Annotated in this window: 17 protein-coding genes; 9 read left to right on the top strand and 8 right to left on the bottom strand. The window is 44.1% G+C overall.

The window, feature by feature from the left end; genetic code table 11:
- Nucleotides 1-180: 180 nt before the first annotated feature.
- The 3 genes from PN499_RS08225 to PN499_RS08215 form a co-directional block, all read right to left on the bottom strand.
- Nucleotides 181-780 (bottom strand): alpha-ketoglutarate-dependent dioxygenase AlkB family protein, encoded by a 600-nt coding sequence (locus PN499_RS08225; protein WP_272031298.1) that lies wholly within the window; start codon nt 778-780, stop codon nt 181-183.
- 129 nt (nt 781-909) lie between these two features.
- The gene (locus PN499_RS08220; protein ID WP_272031296.1) at nt 910-1,239 is read right to left on the bottom strand and encodes a HesB/IscA family protein; all 330 of its coding nucleotides are present in this window, start codon (nt 1,237-1,239) and stop codon (nt 910-912) included.
- A 216-nt stretch (nt 1,240-1,455) separates the two neighbouring features.
- The gene (locus PN499_RS08215) at nt 1,456-1,878 is read right to left on the bottom strand and encodes a phosphomannose isomerase type II C-terminal cupin domain (protein ID WP_272031295.1); all 423 of its coding nucleotides are present in this window, start codon (nt 1,876-1,878) and stop codon (nt 1,456-1,458) included.
- 495 nt (nt 1,879-2,373) lie between these two features.
- Here PN499_RS08215 and PN499_RS08210 point away from each other — a divergent pair, with 495 nt between their 5' ends.
- Nucleotides 2,374-2,580, top strand: coding sequence for a ribbon-helix-helix domain-containing protein (locus PN499_RS08210; protein WP_272031293.1), 207 nt, complete (start codon nt 2,374-2,376; stop codon nt 2,578-2,580).
- A 57-nt stretch (nt 2,581-2,637) separates the two neighbouring features.
- On the opposite strand, the gene PN499_RS08205 is transcribed toward PN499_RS08210, so the two are convergent.
- Nucleotides 2,638-4,713 (bottom strand): phosphodiester glycosidase family protein, encoded by a 2,076-nt coding sequence (locus PN499_RS08205; protein ID WP_272031292.1) that lies wholly within the window; start codon nt 4,711-4,713, stop codon nt 2,638-2,640.
- Between the two features lie 815 nt (nt 4,714-5,528).
- Here PN499_RS08205 and PN499_RS08200 point away from each other — a divergent pair.
- Entirely contained in the window at nt 5,529-10,241 is a 4,713-nt protein-coding gene (locus PN499_RS08200) for a glutamate synthase-related protein (protein WP_272031291.1), read from the top strand.
- 343 nt (nt 10,242-10,584) lie between these two features.
- Here the strand turns inward: PN499_RS08200 and PN499_RS08195 are convergent, their stop codons facing one another.
- Nucleotides 10,585-12,150 carry an HNH endonuclease family protein gene (locus PN499_RS08195; RefSeq protein WP_272031289.1) on the bottom strand — a complete coding sequence of 522 codons (1,566 nt, stop codon included), beginning with the start codon at nt 12,148-12,150 and terminating at the stop codon, nt 10,585-10,587.
- A gap of 418 nt (nt 12,151-12,568) precedes the next feature.
- Nucleotides 12,569-12,733: a hypothetical protein gene (locus tag PN499_RS08190; protein WP_272031288.1), complete on the bottom strand. Its 165-nt coding sequence runs from the start codon at nt 12,731-12,733 to the stop codon at nt 12,569-12,571.
- Nucleotides 12,734-12,775: 42 nt separating this feature from the next.
- Here PN499_RS08190 and PN499_RS08185 point away from each other — a divergent pair, with 42 nt between their 5' ends.
- Nucleotides 12,776-13,894 carry a tetratricopeptide repeat protein gene (locus tag PN499_RS08185; protein WP_272031286.1) on the top strand — a complete coding sequence of 373 codons (1,119 nt, stop codon included), beginning with the start codon at nt 12,776-12,778 and terminating at the stop codon, nt 13,892-13,894.
- Between the two features lie 137 nt (nt 13,895-14,031).
- On the opposite strand, the gene PN499_RS08180 is transcribed toward PN499_RS08185, so the two are convergent.
- Entirely contained in the window at nt 14,032-14,460 is a 429-nt protein-coding gene (locus PN499_RS08180) for a hypothetical protein (RefSeq protein ID WP_272031285.1), read from the bottom strand.
- Between the two features lie 397 nt (nt 14,461-14,857).
- On the opposite strand from PN499_RS08180, the gene PN499_RS08175 reads away from it, so the two are divergent.
- Nucleotides 14,858-15,490, top strand: a complete 633-nt coding sequence (locus PN499_RS08175; RefSeq protein WP_272031283.1) for an esterase/lipase family protein — start codon at nt 14,858-14,860, stop codon at nt 15,488-15,490.
- A 42-nt stretch (nt 15,491-15,532) separates the two neighbouring features.
- Complete coding sequence (locus PN499_RS08170) at nt 15,533-16,198, top strand: esterase/lipase family protein (RefSeq protein WP_272031281.1); 666 nt, start codon at nt 15,533-15,535, stop codon at nt 16,196-16,198.
- On the opposite strand, the gene PN499_RS08165 is transcribed toward PN499_RS08170, so the two are convergent.
- Nucleotides 16,128-16,559, bottom strand: a complete 432-nt coding sequence (locus tag PN499_RS08165) for a VOC family protein (protein WP_007355810.1) — start codon at nt 16,557-16,559, stop codon at nt 16,128-16,130. The two genes, PN499_RS08170 and PN499_RS08165, sit on opposite strands and share 71 nt — an antisense overlap.
- Before the next feature lie 20 nt (nt 16,560-16,579).
- On the opposite strand from PN499_RS08165, the gene PN499_RS08160 reads away from it, so the two are divergent.
- The 4 genes from PN499_RS08160 (at nt 16,580) to PN499_RS08145 (ending at nt 19,768) form a co-directional block, all read left to right on the top strand.
- Nucleotides 16,580-17,392, top strand: a complete 813-nt coding sequence (locus PN499_RS08160; protein WP_272031279.1) for a TIGR00297 family protein — start codon at nt 16,580-16,582, stop codon at nt 17,390-17,392.
- A 59-nt stretch (nt 17,393-17,451) separates the two neighbouring features.
- A complete protein-coding gene (locus PN499_RS08155) occupies nt 17,452-18,744 on the top strand; it encodes an AAA family ATPase (RefSeq protein WP_272031277.1) in 1,293 nt (430 codons plus the stop codon).
- A gap of 4 nt (nt 18,745-18,748) precedes the next feature.
- Nucleotides 18,749-19,408 (top strand): DUF4276 family protein, encoded by a 660-nt coding sequence (locus tag PN499_RS08150; RefSeq protein ID WP_272031276.1) that lies wholly within the window; start codon nt 18,749-18,751, stop codon nt 19,406-19,408.
- Nucleotides 19,409-19,630: 222 nt separating this feature from the next.
- Nucleotides 19,631-19,768, top strand: coding sequence for a hypothetical protein (locus PN499_RS08145; protein ID WP_272031274.1), 138 nt, complete (start codon nt 19,631-19,633; stop codon nt 19,766-19,768).
- Nucleotides 19,769-19,800: the final 32 nt, after the last annotated feature.

Here is a 19,800-nt window from a genome sequence, read left to right as displayed (position 1 = left end):
TCTCTATTAGTTTTTCGGGTTCGGCTCATGGGGATTCACCGGGGCTAGATGACTCATCCAGTCTGAGTTTCACACGTTTGAGCTTTTAGAGAAAGTCCCTCTTGACTTTCGAGCGCTCTTCTTAACTTGTCACCAATGACCAAATATCTACAAATAAACGCAGTTTCTAGCCTTATTAATTTATTTAATAACCCTAAAAGTTAGATTGATTCTTGGCTGAGTTGATTTAGTAGTTTTGGGAACTTGATGTTGCCAAAATTTTTGAGTGTCACCACCCATAATTAAAAAATCGCCATGACTTAAATTCAGTTCAACTTTTGTTTGACGATTGTCTCTACGTCTCAAAATAAAACGCCTTGTTTCTCCGAAGCTAAGAGAAGCAATCACTGAACCTACTGCTAAGTCTTTTTCATCATCACTATGCCACCCCATATAATCTTGACCATCTCGATATAAATTAAGCAGAACACCATTAAATTTAGTGTTAACTAAAGGCTCAATTTTTTCCCTTATTTGTAATAAAGGAATATTCCAAGGTAAAGGTTGCATCATCACACCGGAATAAGTATAAGCCCGCTCTCCATAATAAGCAGTTAATCGAGGCTGAAGGACAGATTTACCAAAGATTTTAATAGGCTGTTGTTTCCATTCAATCTGAGTCAATAAGCTGGCAAAAAGTCGATCGCTTTCTGGCTGTTGAAATAAACCAGAATAGTAAATTACTTCCGCATTATTCAGTTCTAAATTTTGTCTAATTAAGCTTGAAATAATACCCGACATATTAACTTAGGTCATAAGAGAATAGCGATCGCCTATTAAAAGGCAGATGCACAAAACAGCCATTTTGTCAAGGCTTAAGTCCTAAACATCAGCCTCTAAGCTAAACTTAAACCGCAAGTGTCGTGAGATTTATTCCCTTAGACTAAACGAATTACCACAACTACAATTTTGGCTAGCATTAGGATTATGAAATCGAAAACCTCCCCCCATCAAATCCTCTGAGTAATCCAAAGTAAGACCATTAACATACTTAAGTTGCTGTGGAGCGATCGCTACTTGGATTCCCTCAGATTCATACACCAAATCGTCAGGGTTAAGAGTTTCATCAAAAGCCATTGTATAAGACAAGCCACAGCAACCACTAGATTCCACCCCCAGCCGAAATAAAGCATTGGGATTGGGATGCTTAGACTTAAGACGCATTACCTCAATGGCTGCTGGTTTGTTTAAGTGAATCATTAAAAAAATTTATAACTAGGGACTAGGGGCTAGGGACTAGGGGCTAGGGGCTAGAGAAGAAGGGAATAGAATAAGCAGGTTTCAGCAATGAGTGAGTGCCCTAACTGCCAAGAAGGTTGCTAGAGGAATGACAATTAAGAAGTCAGAATCAAAGGCTGGATTCAGCCTTTCAGAATAATTTTTACATATTTCAGGATTCATGACTTCCTCAATTCTCTATTTAGCCTTAGATTCTGTACGGGCGTAGTCGTCTTGGAAGCGTACAATGTCATCTTCTCCCAGATATTCCCCATTTTGTACCTCAATCAGGATCAGAGGAATCACGCCGGGATTTTCCAGGCGGTGAGAGTGACATTGAGGGACATAGGTAGACTGATTGCTAAAGATAATTTCTTCTTTATCATTGCAGGTGACTTTAGCAGTACCGGAAACAACAATCCAGTGTTCGCTGCGGTGGTGGTGCATTTGCAGGCTGAGGCGATGTCCTGGCTTTACTTCAATCCGCTTAATCTTATATCCGCTTCCTTCTTCGAGAGTGGTGAAGGAACCCCAAGGTCTTAATTCTGTAGCCGCAACTCCAGTCGAGTTGCTAGATGTGCGTAGGGTGGAAACCTGAGAAATTTCTTGAACTTGAACCATGATTTTCTCTCCTTCAGCTTTAAGGCACTGAAATTAACCATAGCAAATTAACTCTGGTTGCTGTCCACTAATTAACCAATCTACATTAAGTCTTCATCGATATTGGCTCGATCTTTAAACAAGCTTTAACTCAGGGGATAAAGCTTGAGATTGCTTCGCGTGGTTCGCAATGACAATAGTTGATTTTAATCCTATATGTAGGGTGGGCGCTCGACGTAAAAAGCTTGTAACTCATAGCCTAAGATGGTTGTCGGCGAGCGCCCACCTTACCTTTAATTGTGTCTAGGTTTACTGCGATTCCTTTGATACGTGCGATCGCAGCCTTGGAATAGATGAAGGTCTTTTTTGAGCTAATCATGTTACAATGCCTCTACAAATTATTTAAGTTGACAGGAGCCGTTAGCGCGGCTCTTATTTATTAATATAACGCGATATCGCCTTAGTATTAAGCGTTTTTATAAAATAGTTGCGCGATATCGCGTTATAATGGAATTGTTGAGTTATCGTTTTTTTATGGTGGTGGGCAATCCCAATTTTGGGCCGGATTATAAAAATAAATTTAATTACGGCAGAGAGCGCCCCTTTGACTCTTCAATATTGCTGAGGCTTTATTCAGAGGATAAGCAGAAGCTAGAGGCGATCGCGGCTGCTCAGGGTCAGTCGGTATCGGATTTGTTACGATCGCTTATTAAAGCTTTGTAGAGGAATGAAGGCGTAGTGAACCCCATGTTTAATTGTATCAATCTACTTAAAACCGTTCTAAGGCTGAATAAACACTCCAATACCATTATGAACGCGAGCAGCGGTCTGAGCCGGCCGATCGATTAGTTGACCTCCTAAATAAAGGCTTGTAGAACTACCGCCGTCCAAATTCAAAGCGTCAACAGCCCCCATTTGCTGCATGATTTGGGCAATATTGCTAAAAGTAGCCCCCGCACCTCCAGCGCGATTGTGAATGGCAACAATTAACAAATTCCCATTAGCTGCGATCGCAACTGCACTGCGAATGGCTGTTTGCTTAACATAAGCATCGCTAAATCCTTCGGCTTTGGCATCTAGGAAAACTTGACTGTTTTGCACTAATACTGGCCCGCCGCCCAAAATATAAGGATAGCGGTTAAAATCGGCCGGAACTGTGGCAGTTTCCAGGCGCAAGCTTGTCCCGACGGGGATCTGATTGGCTATTGTCGGGTTGGAACGCAGGGTCAGTAAATAGCTGTTAGCAGGAATGGGAAATGAGGTTTTCCCTGCTGTACCTCCGGGGGATTGGCTAATAACTTGTTCGTTTTGGACTGTGACTATAATTTCGCCATCGGAGAAAGGGGTGTAACTTGTTCCCCATTTAGCAGTGTAGCGACCAATACCAGCTTGGACGTAGGCGCTATTAAGGTGAGTGACAGCTAAACGCTCTCCTTTTGAGGTAATTAAGCTTTCTTGCAGGCTCAATCGCCCAATTTTGATGTCTCCGTTATCATTCCAGGCGATCGCACCTCGGTTCAAAATTGGCCCCGATAACCATTGATTATCTCGCCGAATTGCTCCCAAGGCTAGGCGATTAATCCGGTTAAAAAAGCCACCATTGATAGCAGCAGCGATGTTGGAGAGTTCGGCTGTTTGTAATAAAGGTGCAGTACCGCTGTCAGTTGGGGGATTACTTAGAATTGGTCTAATTTTCAATCCAGACTGACGGGGATTGATTTCTAGCCAGACTACGGGAAACTTAGAATTACCCAAGTTGCGATATTGCGATCGCCACCGCAATCCGGGAGCCCAAAGAATATCTCTTTCTACCAAAGAATCGGGGCGAATGTCGATGACTAAGCGATCCCGATTTCCCAGAGTAAAAACTAGAGGCCGCCAACCCAGAGGAATATTAACTCGGATCTTAGTTTGGTTAGCGGACGATTCTACCTTGAGAGATTGTAGATGTTTACCCGCTCCAAAAGTACGCGCTATAAGGGCGCGATCGAGTACAGCATCAACTGTAATTAGCCATTCCTGAGTTCGTACTTGGGGTGTTGGTTTCGGTGTTTGGGGTTTTGTGGGATCGTCTGGCGTATCTCTACCTGTTGGTTTTGTGGGATCGTCTGGAGTATCTTTAGGTTTTGGGGTTGGGGTTCTAGGTGGTGGTTCTACGTAGCTGAGTCGCCAGAAAGTGGGACGATCTAAATCTAGAACAATGCGATCGCCCCATTCTTGTTTCCCTACCCGAATTGCTGTTAATTTTGCTGGTTGGGTCGAGATTTTGAGCGTATTACCCTCAGTGGAGATTTGCCAGCCAGCTTTTTTGGCAAAATCTGTAATATCTAGATAGCGGTATTGAGGAGTTAAACGAGTCGCAAGACCATCTGTTTGAGATTGGGAAAACCACTGTACCGGCTGTTTAGTAGCATCACCAGAGTTTAATAGTTCAATACCAGCTATTTCCATCAAGCTAACATCAGCAATCCAAGTGCGGACGCTAGAATTCCCACCACCAGGCTGCTGGCTCCAAGCTGCCCTGAAAGTGTTACCATTTAAAGAGACTTGGCGACCTTGGTTTGGGTCGTTAGCAGGTGATACGACGGATTGAGCCAATATTTTCTGTGAGGAATAGAGAGAGAGCGGGGGAGCGGGGGAGCGGGGGAGCGAGGGAGCGGGGGAGATGGGGAGCAGGGGAGATGGGGAGATAGAAGACAAAAATTCCCCCTCTGCTCCTCTGCCCCCCCGCACCTCTGCTCCTCTGTCCCCCCGCACCTCTGCCCCTCTAGCGACTTCGTTTACGAGTAAACAAAGAGCGATCGCGATCGCAGGCTTTACCAAAAAACGAGTGAAAAGCCCAAGGCTTTTAAGCATAATGTTGACTTTTTGCTTGAGTGTTGTATCATAACAGAACCATTTTTCCTCAAAAACCTCCTTGGCAACCCTGCGGCTCAAGCCTAGAGAGGAATTGCGAAAAAAAACCAGGTTTTAGCCTGCTTCGTAACATCCTCTTAGAATCCCCTGCACTAACGCCTGGGGAAAATCAACAGGCCGTAACTCAAAAATTAGGTTTTTGTTTCTAAAGCACCCATACTCAACCAACTATCTCGGTTGATTTAGACCTGGGAATGTCAAATAATAAAAAGGGAAGGTTTGACTTATCCCCGCACTGACCTTTCGAGATTGCACCTACCCTATGAGAGGGCGGGTGGATTTTGCGTCTATGGGGTCAACAAAGCGGCGAAATGGCAAAGTTTACAAAAGGGGGCTAAAGTAATGACGAGCCTGTTTTATTAGCTAACTAAGCAGCCAGAATGCCTAGCTTGCAGGCGGGGAAACCATTCAAGGGCAAGCTTGATGCCAGCACTGCAATTAAAAAGTAAAAATGCAAAATTAAAAATTAAGAAATTGAATTCTCTCATTTTTAATTTTTAATTTTTAATTTTTAATTTATACTGCACGCATAGCGTATTCTGTATAACATTTTCACAGGCCACCTGTCAGGATAATTAGGATCTGCGAGTAGGGTTTCTGGGCAAGGTCATAGCAGCACAAATAGTGAATTTTTATCAACTTTTCTGGCTCTTTGCTGTTTTAGGATTTACCGTTCTCCCACCGCTTGGCAGCCCTCTTTCCAAAGTACCAAAGACTCAATCAAACAAACACAGTAATAGTAGTATTCAATCGACATGGGTAACACGAGCGTGAATCATAACCGAGATCTACATTCAGGCCAAAATTCAGGAACTCCATATCCGGGCCAAAGGTGGCTAGTGGAAGAGAGAGATGCCTGCGGGGTGGGATTTATAGCCAATCAAACAGGGGTTGCAACACACGAAATTATTGCTAAAGCCTTGCCAGCTTTAACTTGTCTGGAACATCGCGGCGGTTGTAGTGCTGACTCTGATTCTGGAGATGGTGCGGGTTTGATGACGGCCATCCCTTGGGAATTATTACAGGAATGGTTTGCACAGCAGCAAATCCAGGCTCCGAAACCGGAAAACAGCGGCGTGGCAATGATATTTTTGCCCCCAGACAAAGAGAACGCCGCTATTGCTCGCCAAGTGGTTGAGCAAGTCCTCGCCGATCAAAACTTAACTCTGGTGGGATGGCGAGAAGTTCCAGTTAAACCCGAAGTTTTGGGGATACAGGCGCGAGAAAATCAACCACAAATAGAACAATTAATTATTAGTTCCAAGCAATTGCAAGGAGATGCACTGGAACGGAAATTATTTCTCACTCGCCGGACTATTGGCGAAACGCTGTTTCAGCGGGTGGGTTTTCCCCGCAAAGAATTTTATGTTTGCTCTTTTTCGACACGCACAATTGTCTATAAAGGCATGGTGCGTTCAGCCGTGTTAGGAGAATTTTACACAGACTTAACCAATCCGGCTTATAAAAGCCCCTTTGCGGTCTATCACCGCCGCTTCAGTACGAATACTATGCCGCGATGGCCGCTGGCTCAACCAATGCGCCTGTTAGGTCACAATGGCGAAATTAATACGCTCCTGGGCAATATTAACTGGATGACAGCGCGGGAAGCAGATTTGGCTCATCCATATTGGAACGAGACTGATGTCCCTACCTTTAAGCCTACAGTTGATGCAGAGAACAGCGACTCGGCTAATTTGGACAATATCATGGAGTTGCTGGTACGTTCGGGCCGCTCGACTTTAGAATCATTAATGATTTTGGTGCCGGAGGCTTATAAAAATCAGCCAGCTTTGGCTCCCTATCCGGAAATTGTCGATTTTTATGAATATTACAGCGGCATTCAAGAGCCTTGGGATGGGCCGGCGCTGTTGGTATTTAGTGATGGGAAACAGGTAGGCGCTACCCTCGATCGCAATGGTTTGCGACCCGCTCGTTATTGTATTACTAAAGATGGCTTGGTGATTGTAGCTTCGGAAGCAGGAGTTGTGGATATTCCCGAAGCAGATATTGTGGAAAAAGGCCGCTTAGGGCCAGGACAGATGATTGCTGTTGATTTAGATAGCAATGAAGTTCTGAAAAATTGGGAAATTAAGCAGCGGGCTGCGAAGGCATATCCTTACGGTGAATGGTTGCAAAAACACCGTCAGACCATGCCAGTAGGAGATTTTGCTCAGAGTACAAGTCTGGATGCTCAAACTTTACTCCGTCATCAAACTGCTTTTGGCTATACGGCGGAAGATTTGGAAATGGTGATCGCGGATATGGCGAGCACTGGGAAGGAACCAACTTTTTGTATGGGGGATGATATTCCTCTGGCGGTGCTTTCTGGGCGACCACATTTGCTTTATGACTATTTCAAACAGCGTTTTGCTCAGGTGACAAATCCGCCGATTGACCCGCTACGGGAAGGGATGGTGATGTCTCTAAGTATGCAGTTGGGCGAACGGGGGAATTTGTTGGAAGCGAAGCCGGAAAATGCCCGGATGCTGAAGATTAATTCGCCGGTATTGAATGAGGCGGAATTGGCTTGGTTGAAGAGTAGAGAAGCTTTCCCAGTTAAGGAGTTATCTACGCTGTACGCGATCGCCCAAGGCCCGGCTGGTTTGGAGGCCGCAGTTAAGCAACTTTGTCAGGCGGCGGCGGCGGCGATCCGATCGGGTGCGAAAATTATAGTTCTCAGCGATCGCGTGGCGAAGGAAGAAGGGGGAATTTCTTCTGCTGTTTTAAGTACGGAATATACCTACATTCCGCCGATGCTGGCTGTGGGTGCTGTTCACCACCACTTGATCCGCGAAGGGTTGCGGATGAAGGGTTCGCTAATTGTGGATACGGCTCAGTGCTGGAGCACTCACCATTTTGCTTGTTTAATTGGCTATGGTGCGATCGCTATTTGTCCTTATTTGGCTTTGGAAAGCGTCGGCCATTGGTGGTCTGATTCCAAGACTCAAGCTCTGATGGAGCGCGGAAAACTGGCTAAGATTACCTTAGCAGCGGCTCAGGCTAAGTATCGCAAGGCGGTAGAAGATGGCTTGCTGAAGATTATGTCGAAAATGGGGATTTCGCTGCTGTCTAGCTATCAAGCGGCGCAAATCTTTGAGGCGATCGGTATTGGTGGCGATTTGCTGGATTTGGGTTTCCGGGGGACTGTTTCTCGGATTGGCGGCTTGAGTATCAAAGAATTAGCTACTGAGGTGATTTCCTTCCACAGTAAGGCTTTCCCCGAATTGAACGGTAAGAAGCTGGAAAATTATGGCTTTGTCCAGTTCCGGCCAGGCGGCGAATATCACATGAATAGCCCGGAAATGGCGAAGGCGCTACACAAGGCTGTAACTAGCTTTAAGTCGGAAAATGGGAATGGGAAGGTAACGCCAGATCAAACCGCTTACGACCATTACGAGGTTTATAAGCAGCAGTTGGAACATCGGCCCGTAACTGCTTTGCGCGATTTATTAGATTTCCAGAGCGATCGCCCTGCTATTCCTGTATCAGAAGTAGAATCGGTGGCGGATATCGTCAAACGGTTTGCGACGGGGGGGATGTCTCTGGGGGCGCTGTCGCCGGAAGCTCACGAAACCCTAGCGATCGCCATGAACCGCATCGGTGGAAAGTCCAACTCTGGCGAAGGTGGCGAAGATCCTAAGCGATACAAAGTGCTAGATGATGTGAGTGAGGCTGGGCTTTCGCCGACTTTCTCTCACTTGCAGGGCTTGCGGAATGGTGATAAAGCCAACTCTGCCATCAAACAAGTTGCTTCTGGTCGCTTTGGGGTGACACCTGAGTACCTGATGAGTGCTAAGCAGATCGAAATTAAGATGGCACAAGGTGCGAAACCAGGGGAAGGCGGCCAATTGCCAGGGCCGAAAGTGAGCCAGTATATTGCCTATTTGCGGCGTTCTAAGCCAGGAGTAACGCTGATTTCGCCCCCGCCCCACCATGACATCTATTCGATTGAAGACTTGGCGCAGTTGATTTTTGACTTGCACCAAATTAATCCCCAGGCTGGGGTTTCAGTCAAGTTAGTGGCAGAAGTTGGGATCGGTACAGTCGCGGCTGGTGTCGCTAAGGCGAATGCTGACGTAATTCAAATTTCTGGACACGACGGCGGGACGGGTGCTTCGCCCCTGTCTTCGATTAAACACGCGGGAGCCCCTTGGGAACTGGGTTTAACTGAGGTTCACCGGGTGTTGATGGAGAATAAGCTGCGCGATCGCGTCGTGTTGCGAGTGGATGGCGGCTTCAAAACCGGCTGGGATGTCGTCATGAGCGCATTAATGGGCGGTGAAGAGTACGGTTTCGGCTCAGTGGCGATGATCGCAGAGGGCTGTATTATGGCCCGGATTTGCCACACTAATAACTGTCCGGTGGGGGTGGCAACTCAGCAGGAACACCTACGGAAGCGTTTCCCAGGTACGCCGGAGCACGTTGTTAACTTCTTCTACTTTGTGGCGGAGGAAGTGCGGAGTTTGTTGGCAAAATTGGGATACCGATCGCTCAATGATATTATTGGCCGCGCTGATTTGCTGAAAATGCGCGAAGGCGTGCATTTGACTAAGACTCAATCTGTGAATTTGGACTGTTTGACGCAGTTACCAGATACTAAGAGCGATCGCAGTTTCTTAGTACATAGCGACGTTCACACCAATGGGCCAGTGTTGGATGACAATTTGTTAGCGGATGCTGAGATTCAGGCCGCGATCGGCAATCATGGTAGCGTTACCAAAAACATCCCCTTGGTGAATACCGATCGCACTGTCGGAGCCCGACTCAGTGGCGCGATCGCACTTCAACATGGCAACAGCGGTTTTGAAGGTCAAATCAACCTCAACTTCACTGGTAGTGCGGGTCAGAGCTTTGGCGCATTTAACTTGCCAGGGATGATTCTCAGCTTATCAGGGGAGGCTAATGATTACGTTGGTAAAGGAATGCACGGCGGCGAAATTGCCATCAAACCCCCTGCTGGTGCGACTTATGACCCTGCACAAAACGTGATCGTGGGCAATACTTGCTTATACGGCGCAACGGGGGGAACTCTGTTTGCTAATGGTAAAGCAGGGGAACGGTTTGCGGTTCGCAACTCGATGGCGAAAGCGGTAATCGAGGGTGCTGGCGATCACTGCTGCGAGTATATGACTGGCGGCGTTGTCGTGGTTTTGGGTACAGTTGGCCGTAACGTCGGTGCGGGTATGACTGGCGGTTTGGGCTATTTCCTCGATGAGGATGGCAGTTTCCCCAATCATGTCAACCCTGAGATTGTGAAGGTTCAGCGGGTAATTACCCCTGCTGGCGAGCAACAATTGAAAGAGTTAATTCAGGATCATAGCGATCGCACTGGTTCCGAGAAGGCGAAGCATATTCTGGCTAATTGGTCGGAATATTTGCCTAAGTTCTGGCAAGTTGTACCGCCTTCTGAAGCTAGTTCTCCTGAAGCGAGTGCTGATGCTACTGAGAAGGTGGCTGTGAAGGCTTAATTAGGGAATAGCGGGCGAATAGAATTCGCGGCTACACGAACAAAGTCCGCCTTCGCGGACTATATAAATTTAACCCGCTCAGGCGGGTTTTTTTTTAGATGGTAAGGAAGTAAAAAATGAGTTAGTTAACGCTAAGGCTGAAATGCCTGATGGATAAAGCTTTCAGCCTTAGCGTACAATTTTCCCGTTTGGGAACGGTGATGCCTCTAGGAACTGGTTCATAAACCTCTGAGCGCTCACCGGGAGCGCTATCGCTGCTTATGCCAGTGCCATTCAGCTTAGCCTTAACGTCCTCTAGCTGTAGGTAATTTTAGGGTTAATTTTAGGGCTAATCTAGGAATATTCAATTTTTGACTGTTGTATTACAGTATGGGTGAGTCAACTGGGCATTCTCTAAAGTACCTAAACCACCATCTGCTTTTCTTATTTTATGGTCTATAGAGCTAAAGCCACTGGGGAGATAGCCTTCACAAATTTTACATCGTGGAGAACCAGGTAAAGCATCTCTGATATATGCTGCTGATTTTGTCTCCCGTGAAAATTCTTTACTTTCAGTTTCACTGGTATTTCCTTTGGTTTTTCTTTTTAAAGTACCAAAAAGTTTTTCATCAACTATCTCCTTCATGACATTTTTCTTGTCTACTCCTTTAGATAATTTGTTAATGATTTGTAGATAAAAATCTTTAACCTTTTCTCTCGCCTTTACTGCGCTGCTCTTACTGACAATCTGTGGAACCATATCATCTTGCCAAATCACCCATTCAAAATCTTTTCTAACTTCTATAAATTTACGAAAAGATTTAGTTTTTTCTAAATCTAATATCAAGGTAACAACCCCATAAAAAGATCCAATTTTAGACTTTCCAGCACTCGTATAGAAATATATTATTGGATGAAGACCAAGAGATGAAGGGTCTTTGCTATTTATTCTTTGAGCTACTTTTTTGCAATTTCTTAACAGTTGTACTGTCTTCTCTCCCGTTAAATCGTCTCCCAATTGATTATCTTCTTCTATATCATTAACTATATTGACAAACTCTAATATTAGATCAAGCTTTTCTGAAGATGACAAATTTCCTACTATTGGTACATCTAAAGTCTTAATAGGATTTTTCAGCTTGGGTTCAAAAATGAGCCGATGTATTTCTTGAGCTAATTTCTCAATGTTTTCTTGCTTCTCTTGGGAAAAGTCTGACCAATATTTATGTCCGTTACCACTTCTCATGATGGCACGAGCAGCAACACCATTAGGTGTTTTTCGAGCTTGTAACAAACGGATCTCAGTTTCACTGATTGGCACTGCTTTTTGGTTGATTTTGAAGAAAGAATCTTCCGCTTTGCGTACATCACCTTCAACCCACTGGAGCTGTATACCTAAAGCACCTAAATTTCTGGCTCTATCAAGAATTTTTTGGTCTCCTTGATGCTGTTTTAAAGATTGAAAAGATTGATAAGACTTGTAAGAACCTATACTTTCGTCAATTAGTTTTCTTACCGTTTGAGCAGCACTCTTCTGCTCTTCTACAATGTCATCATAAAAATCTTTAGAAATTTTGCCATCACCATAATCATCATTTATCCAAGCAATTAAAGAACTTAGTCTATGTGAACCATCAATGACAAAGTAGTTACTGCCAGAACTGCTCCAAAGAATAACTGCTGGGATTAAATCTCCATCCAAAAAACTTTCTATAAACTCACAAATCTTCTGAGAATCCCACTCATTAGTTTCGCGCTGGAAATCTGGCTTCCTTAAATATGGGTAGAAGAAAGAATCTTTTTCTAAATCTCGAATTGAGACAACTGTACGAACAACATTGCTTCTTACTTGATTTTGTTGTCCTTGAACTTCAAGATCTTCTCTAGGTATCAGGGCATCTAAGCTAACGTTTAGACTATCCTTCGGCATTTTTACTCCTTTGGGGGTGTTTTTAAACAGAAAAATAAAGATATTATTATCTTATTATATTAGCAGCGTACTTGACCTTATAGTATTCGTCCTCGTGTGAGACAGATATGAGGCAATAGCGAGATCGCATCTTCTCCCCTTTTCGCAGCAGTCCTCAAACTGGCTTTAGTTCCAAACTGCGCCACAAGTACCACGAGGCAATGCTGCAATAGGGCCTCCACCTTTGTCCGAAGCTTTCTGTAGTCTTACGGTCAGGTTTAAATCCTTACCAGCTAAGGATTTGAGTCTTTATCTCCTTTTTATTAAAAACGGCTCAAACAGAGAAAACTGGTTGAACAGATCCACAAAACAACCGAAATTCATCGGCGATCGCTTTTTACAAAACTTTACACCTTCTACTAAACCGAGTTTGTTTTCGTCACTTGAGGGGATATGCTGGCAAGAAAGGATCTACTCTATCAATCGCGATCGCCTTCAGCTTATCGCGGTTTTGTTTATAGGAACCATACTCTAAAAAGCCAACCATGTAGGGGTTGATTAAAGCTTCTGAATGCCGCTGATGAGGACTGGCGAAACCTACCAAATATCAGTCAAGATATAATCAGAAGACCTTTCCTCCAACCCCATGAATGACATTAATCAGGTTGCCTCCGCCCTGGATGGCAAAGACTACCGAAAAGCGGCCCAATTGCTTAAACAGCTACAGAAAGACTCTCCCGAAAACCCCTGGGTGAAGTTCTACATTGCACGCTACTACGAACTTACCAACAAACTAGAATCCGCCGAAAAAATTTATCGGCAACTGCTACGGGACACTACTAGCCCTAAAATAGTCGCTCAAACCCGTCAGGCCATCCAACGGCTCGAAACCATAGAACAAAATCGACGAAAAGATGCGATCGCACTCTCTAAAAATGACCCACGCAACGCCGAACCTGGACTCTTAATCCTAGAACCCGTCAGCCCAGAAAATAAACCCGCCGCTATCCAAAATATAAGTAGAATTCTCAAAATTGACCCCTATACTGCCCGGACGCAAATCCAAAGTCGCGGCTGGCGGTTATACAAAACAGGTACAGTTGGAGAATTGCGGGTTTATGGAGAAGAACTACTCAGCGCAGGCATTCCCGTCTTCTGGGCAACCTTCGCCGACATCCAAAAAATTCAAGTCTTTCGAGTCCAATATTTCCAGTCCCTTTCTCCCCAACCCACCGCCGTATGCAAAAACGAACTCGACCAGCTTGGCTCTCTCACATTCAACTGGTCAGAAGTGAGCCAGCGCGTCGAGGGACTATTGCCCCTGTTTATCGAAGTCATGGACTACTCTCCTCACCGACGCAGTGAAAAATTCCGCCATAAAGAAATCACCCAAGACTATGCCCAAATTTGTGACTTGCACCTACCCAGCAGACAGTGCATATTGCGGCTATGCGACCAAACCTATCAATTTCAAAAAGGCATTACAGCCGAAAAAATAAAAGAGTCAGAGATCAAAACTCAAAACTCCCAAAATACTGCCAGAATCAACTGGAACAACTTAGTAGAAACCTTCAATCAGCAGCTATCCGTCAACCTCTGGTCTGAATTTACTCCCTTTGCAGAGACAGCTTTAAATTACACCCAAATGTTAAGCCGACTTAAATCCCACATTGACATTGAGCGCAAATCCGAAAGTGCTTGGGATGCAGCTTTTCAATTGTACAGCGTGCTAGTTTTTCTCAAAAGTCAAGGTCAAGATACTTGATAGTCTCAGGTCTAAAGAGACTGAGATTCTTAATAAATTTCCTTCTTAATATCCTTTTATAAAAGTTTTGAGTTTTGAATTGACTAACAACCCAAAACTCAAAACTCAAAACTCAAAATTCAAAATTCAAAACTCTCTTACCTAGAGGTTTTCATCCCGCGAGCCATATCTCGAAAATTGTTCATGTTGGGGCCGGGAAGCCTGCGGTTTGTCGTCGGTATTGGCATTAAATAATCGGGAGCAAAAGTTATCGTTGATGCAGCCTGAGCTGGAACCTTACCATTAGTCACAGCAACAGCAGGCTTCGGTGCAGGTTCGGCCTTCTGAGGTTTAGCCGCAACAGGTTCCTTTTTCTGCGACTTTGCAGATTTTGGAGGTGCCGCTACTGCTACCAACGACTGAGCAGCAACAGGCTCAGGCTTCTTAGCTGAAGGGGACTCAGTTTTCGCTGAACCGTTTTCTGGGGCCTTGTCCAATTCTAAGAAATACTCAGACTTCTTAATGCCTAAGAGTCTAGCCAAAAAACCAAAAATGCCACCAAACAAATTTTTGATAAATCCGAACATTACATTTACTCCTTGTTTTTTTTAGAGAAATGTCTACAAGCTTTACAACCAAGTCAGACTAAGAGCTATTGCAACTTTTGTCTATATTTATTCATCAAACTTTACATAAAAGCCTTAGTAAGTATTGATGCTTAGCGTGAGTAGCTTGCAGGCAGCAAGTGCAGAGCTTCTTTGCACTTGTTAACAAATTATCTCAGAATTAGCGCTTAATTTTCATTTAATTTCGATACTTACGTAACGCCGCCGTTCTGCCGTTCTAGATAACTAAATTATTCTACCTCGATCGCAGCTACTTTCTAATTACGACTTTGAGCCGATTAATAAGGTGTCCCACAGTGTCTGTGAGCGACTCTGGCGAAGGTATAAGCTTGAATGAGGAAACAATGATAAAAACAAGATGGATAGTTTAAGCGATCGCAACCCAGTGATACTCATTCACGGCATCTGGGACACAAGCGCCATTTTTAACCAGATGACAGCATACTTGAGCCAGCGGGGTTGGCAAGTCTACAGCCTCGATTTAACCCCCAACGACGGCAGCCTGGGTCTTGAATTCCTCGCCCAGCAACTCGCAGAATTCATTAACACCACCTTTAAGCCAAAACAGCCTTTAGATTTAATCGGTTTCAGCATGGGCGGCATAGTCAGCCGCTACTACGTGCAGCGGTTAGGTGGAATTGACCGCGTACAACGCTTCATCACCATTTCTTCCCCTCACTACGGAACCCAAACCGCTTACTCTCGCGGGCTACCTGGGTACGTGCAAATGCGTCCTGCTAGTAGTTTTTTGCGGGATTTGAATTATGATGCTGCCATGCTGCAAGACATCAATTTTACATCAATCTGGACTCCTTTTGATGGCATGATTATCCCCGCTCAAAGTTCCCAAATGCCTATAGGTAAAGAGATTAAATACAACGTTTTGCTGCACTCTTTGATGAAGAGCGATCCCAAGGTCTTACAAGCAATAGTCCAAGAACTTGAAGCCCCAATTAAGGAGTTGAAAATTCAAAAAATTGTTAATAGTTAACTGTTAACTGTTATATAGGTTTACCTATTAATCAATTGAAAAATGAACAGCAACCATGACCGCAACCCAGTGCTACTAATTCACGGACTCTTCGTAAACTCAACGGTTTTTCGGAGAATATCTGCTTATTTAACCAACTTAGGTTGGCAGGTATATAGCTTAAATCTCACTCCTAATTACGGCAATGTCGGCCTTGATGAATTAGCGGGCAGAGTAGCAGATTATGCAGATCGAACCTTTGGCTTAGAACAGAAATTCGATCTAGTTGGCTTAAGCATGGGTGGTTTAGTCAGCCGCTATTATGTACAGCGATTAGGTGGAATTAACCGAGTACAGAGGTTTATCGCTATCTCTGCCCCTCATAACGGCACTTGGATGGCCTACAGTCTTTGGGGAAAAGGCTGCGTACAGATGCGCCCCAAAAGTGCTTTTATTGAAGACTTAAATCGAGATATTTCTATGCTCGAACAGATAAATTTTACCTCAATCTGGACTGATTGGGATTTCATCATTGTTCCAGCTACTAGCTCGCAAATACCAGTAGGTAAAGAGTTAAAATTACCGATTTTTGCTCATGGCAATATGGTCAGACACAGCAAGAGTTTAGAGGCGGTTGCTGAAGCATTGGCAGCACCAATTAAACCGCATCCCCAACCTGGGCATATTCGCTATGACCAAAAATCGCCTCAGTTTCGCGGTAATATTTAAACTCTAGTATGTTGTGAAAGGGATCTATTAAAAAGAAAGTGCGATGTTCTGTAGGTAAACCCACAAATCGCCTTTTAGCTTCTTGATAAAATTGTAATCCCTTTTGTTGCGATCGCTCTAACAAAGCTTCCCAATCGGCCTCAGAGGTAAAAACTAGCCCAAAGTGTCTGGGATAGATACCGCGTTGCGGCGTTAGCGGTTCGTGGCTGATGTGGGCGACGATTTGATGACCGCAAAGACTTAAAATTAAGGAATTAGGGCTTTCGCGACCGATTTCGCAGCCCAAGCCATCCCTGTAAAAGGCTTTTGTCTGGGCAATATCGGTAACAGGGAAGGCAAGATGAAAGATAACTTGGTTCATAATTAGGTGGATTCGTCAAAATGCAGAACTCTGAATTCCTCTTTAATTATTCATTGTTATTCAATCCTTGGGTGGTAGCGATCGCACTAAATACAGTTTTACTCGCGATCGCTAACCTCTCGCCCAAAAAGTTACTCACTCCCGCAGGGTTATTTCACGCTTGGCTGTTGGGCGTACTCATCTGGGGCTGTTTGGGCTGGCAAGGCTATGTAGTGGTAATGTTCTATTTTCTAGTGGGTTCGGCGGTTACTCGCGTTGGTTTAGCCCAAAAAGAAGCCGAAGGCATTGCGGAAAAGCGTTCCGGCGCTAGAGGGCCGGAGAATGTCTGGGGTTCTGCTCTGATCGCTGCTTTTTGCGCCTTGGGCGTGTTTATCGTCGGTATCTTGCCCCCCTCTTACGCAGGGGATTTTAAGGGGGTTATTGCCCTATTAATGTTGGGCTACGTGGCTAGTTTTAGCACTAAGCTTTCCGACACCTGCGCTAGTGAAATCGGTAAAGCTTACGGTAAGCGGACATTTCTGATTACTACGCTGCAACCCGTACCCAGAGGTACTGAGGGGGCGGTAAGTTTAGAGGGTACATTGGCGGGAGTTGTGGCTTCAGTGGCGATCGCACTTCTTGGCTGGGCGGTTAATTTAATTGACTTGACAGGATTAGTATTTTGTGTAATCGCTGCTTTTGTTGCTACTAATGTAGAGAGTGTAATTGGTGCGACGTTGCAATCTAAGTTTGACTGGTTAACGAATGAAGTGGTGAATATTTTCAATACTTTAATTGGCGCGATCGTGGCTGTTTTGTTGGCTTTAGCCTGGAGTTATTTAACTTCACTTTAAAATCATTGCGATCTGGTTAGAGTAACTTATAACAGTCTTAATTGAGCAGAAGAACTCACATGGCAAAAATAGAAGGATTTAGAGTAATAAATTACCGCTCCCTGCGTGATATTACTATGGGAAAACTGTCGAATACACAGAAGACAAAGCCACTAACTCCTATGACAGCAGTTATCGGTAAGAATGGTGTTGGTAAAAGCACACTTTTCGATACTTTTGGCTTTCTTGCAGACTGCTTAAAAGTAGGCGTTGAGGAGGCTTGTGATTTGCGTGGACGTGGAGGTTTCAATAGAATTAGATCCCAAGGACAAGATGGTAGTATTGAGTTTCATATTTACTATAAAGAGGATCGTAACACTCGACCAATTACCTATGAGTTGGCAATAGATATTGACGATTATGGAAGACCTTATGTAAAACGAGAGAGACTTAGACAAGCGAGAAAAGGGCAAACCAGAGGACGACTCTTTTATTTTTTGATTTTAAATGAAGGTCAGGGTGTAGCATGGAAGGGTGAAGAGGGAGGTAAGGAAGTTGATGAAGACAAAGGAGAATTTAATTTAATTACTTTAATAGAAAAAATAGAGAGCGGTGAAACATCAGAGGAAAGTAAAGAAACTGAGTTAGTTGAACTTGATGACAAGCGAAAACTGGGAATTGCAACTTTGGGAGCGCTCAAACAACACCCAAGAATTTCCGCATTTCGTAGATTTATTGAAGGATGGTATCTCAGCTACTTTACACCGGATGCTGCGCGGAGTTTACCTCTGGCTGGGCCACAAAAACATCTGAATATTCATGGAGATAATCTGGGAAATGTAGTTCAGTTTATGGAAAGAGAGCATCCCCAAAATTTTGAATTAATCCTACAAAAAATCTCTAGCAAGATCCCAGGCGTGGAAAAGATTAGCACCGAAAGAAGTTCAGATGGTAGACTCCTGCTTCGGTTCAACGATCGAGGTTTTCAAGACCCGTTTTATGCTCAACAAATGTCAGACGGAACACTGAAAGTATTTGCCTATCTCTTACTTTTAGAAGACCCTTCACCACCGCCATTTTTGTGCATTGAAGAACCAGAAAATGGACTTTACCATAAACTTTTAGAAACCCTGGCGCGAGAATTTAGAGAACACGCTACAGGTCTAAAAAGTGGATCGCAAATATTTGTCACAACACATCAACCCTATTTTGTAGATGCTCTTGAACCTGATGAGGTTTGGGTACTTGAAAAGGGCGATGATGGTTTTTCGACAATCAGACGATCTAGTGAAGATCCTCTCATTAATAACCTGGTTTCTGAAGGCTTACCTCTTGGTGGACTGTGGTACAGTGACTACTTGGATAAAAGGTGAATAAATGCACTTTGAAATACTTGTTGAGGATGTTTCTGGAAAAGCTGCTCTTGAAATACTTGTACCCAAAATCATTGACACCGAACAACATACATTTAAGATCATTTCCTATAAAGGAATTGGGCGGATTCCTAAAGACTTAAAATCTGCTTCAGAGGCAAAAAAAAGAATTTTGCTCGATCAACTTCCGCGACTTGTTGAAGGTTACGGCAAAACATTCTCTCAATATCCTTCAAATTCTCCTGCTGTCTTGATTGTGATCTGCGATCTTGACGATCGATGTCTCAGTACCTTTCGTAAAGAATTACTTGACATTGTAGATAAGTATAATTCTAAGCCAAAGACGCAATTTTGCATTGCAATTGAGGAAGGAGAAGCATGGTATCTAGGTGATTTTGCAGCAGTAAAGGCAGCTTATCCAAAAGTAAAGGAAACTGTCATAAATTCATATAAAAATGATAGTATATGTGGTACGTGGGAAAAGTTAGCCGACGCAGTGTTTTCTGGTGGTTCCCAAAATTTGTCTAAACAAGGTGGGCAGGCAATTGGTTTAGAAAAGAGTAATTGGGCTAAAAAGATTCCCCCTTTTATGGACGTAGAAAATAACTTGTCCCCCAGCTTTTGCTATTTTCGAGATAAGCTTCGACAGTTAAGTGATGAGTAGTAGAAAGAATCGCAACGATGATATTACAGGACTTACGCAACCAACCAAAGAAACCGGGTTTTTTACGAAAATACTTTGCCCTGATCCACAGATAATCTCAAAAACCCGGTTTCTGGGACTCTATGCGTAAGTCCTATCTTAGAAGAACTTGAAGATCGGTGTGGCTGGGATGAGTCCTTTGCGCGTTCCCCGAATCTGTTGGCTAAGCTTACAGTCGAGGCGATGACTGAACACCTTGCAGACGCATGGCAGCAGACCAAACGGAAGAGTTTGACTAAATTGGCAAATTTTAAATACTTTACTTGTATTTGGTCATATATGATACAGTTGACAGTGCGATCGCGTTCTGCTAATCTCTAACCCTAGTGGTAAAAACTAAGGTCAAAATTTTG

Origin of the sequence: Kamptonema animale CS-326 (genome assembly GCF_028330895.1) — a bacterium.
In the GTDB taxonomy this organism is placed as follows: domain Bacteria; phylum Cyanobacteriota; class Cyanobacteriia; order Cyanobacteriales; family Microcoleaceae; genus Kamptonema; species Kamptonema formosum.
The sequence above is the reverse complement of the archived record's forward strand: the minus strand, read 5'-3'. Positions and strand labels throughout refer to the sequence as shown.

Excerpts from the sequence above, each read along its gene's own strand:
- PN499_RS08225 (WP_272031298.1), bottom strand. The coding sequence starts at position 780 with ATGTCGGGTATTATTTCAAGCTTAATTAGACAAAATTTAGAACTGAAT.
- PN499_RS08220 (WP_272031296.1), bottom strand. The coding sequence starts at position 1,239 with ATGATTCACTTAAACAAACCAGCAGCCATTGAGGTAATGCGTCTTAAG.
- PN499_RS08215 (WP_272031295.1), bottom strand. The coding sequence starts at position 1,878 with ATGGTTCAAGTTCAAGAAATTTCTCAGGTTTCCACCCTACGCACATCT.
- PN499_RS08205 (WP_272031292.1), bottom strand. The coding sequence starts at position 4,713 with ATGCTTAAAAGCCTTGGGCTTTTCACTCGTTTTTTGGTAAAGCCTGCG.
- PN499_RS08200 (WP_272031291.1), top strand. The coding sequence starts at position 5,529 with ATGGGTAACACGAGCGTGAATCATAACCGAGATCTACATTCAGGCCAA.
- PN499_RS08195 (WP_272031289.1), bottom strand. The coding sequence starts at position 12,150 with ATGCCGAAGGATAGTCTAAACGTTAGCTTAGATGCCCTGATACCTAGA.
- PN499_RS08185 (WP_272031286.1), top strand. The coding sequence starts at position 12,776 with ATGAATGACATTAATCAGGTTGCCTCCGCCCTGGATGGCAAAGACTAC.
- PN499_RS08180 (WP_272031285.1), bottom strand. The coding sequence starts at position 14,460 with ATGTTCGGATTTATCAAAAATTTGTTTGGTGGCATTTTTGGTTTTTTG.
- PN499_RS08175 (WP_272031283.1), top strand. The coding sequence starts at position 14,858 with ATGGATAGTTTAAGCGATCGCAACCCAGTGATACTCATTCACGGCATC.
- PN499_RS08170 (WP_272031281.1), top strand. The coding sequence starts at position 15,533 with ATGAACAGCAACCATGACCGCAACCCAGTGCTACTAATTCACGGACTC.
- PN499_RS08165 (WP_007355810.1), bottom strand. The coding sequence starts at position 16,559 with ATGAACCAAGTTATCTTTCATCTTGCCTTCCCTGTTACCGATATTGCC.
- PN499_RS08160 (WP_272031279.1), top strand. The coding sequence starts at position 16,580 with ATGCAGAACTCTGAATTCCTCTTTAATTATTCATTGTTATTCAATCCT.
- PN499_RS08155 (WP_272031277.1), top strand. The coding sequence starts at position 17,452 with ATGGCAAAAATAGAAGGATTTAGAGTAATAAATTACCGCTCCCTGCGT.
- PN499_RS08150 (WP_272031276.1), top strand. The coding sequence starts at position 18,749 with ATGCACTTTGAAATACTTGTTGAGGATGTTTCTGGAAAAGCTGCTCTT.
- PN499_RS08145 (WP_272031274.1), top strand. The coding sequence starts at position 19,631 with ATGACTGAACACCTTGCAGACGCATGGCAGCAGACCAAACGGAAGAGT.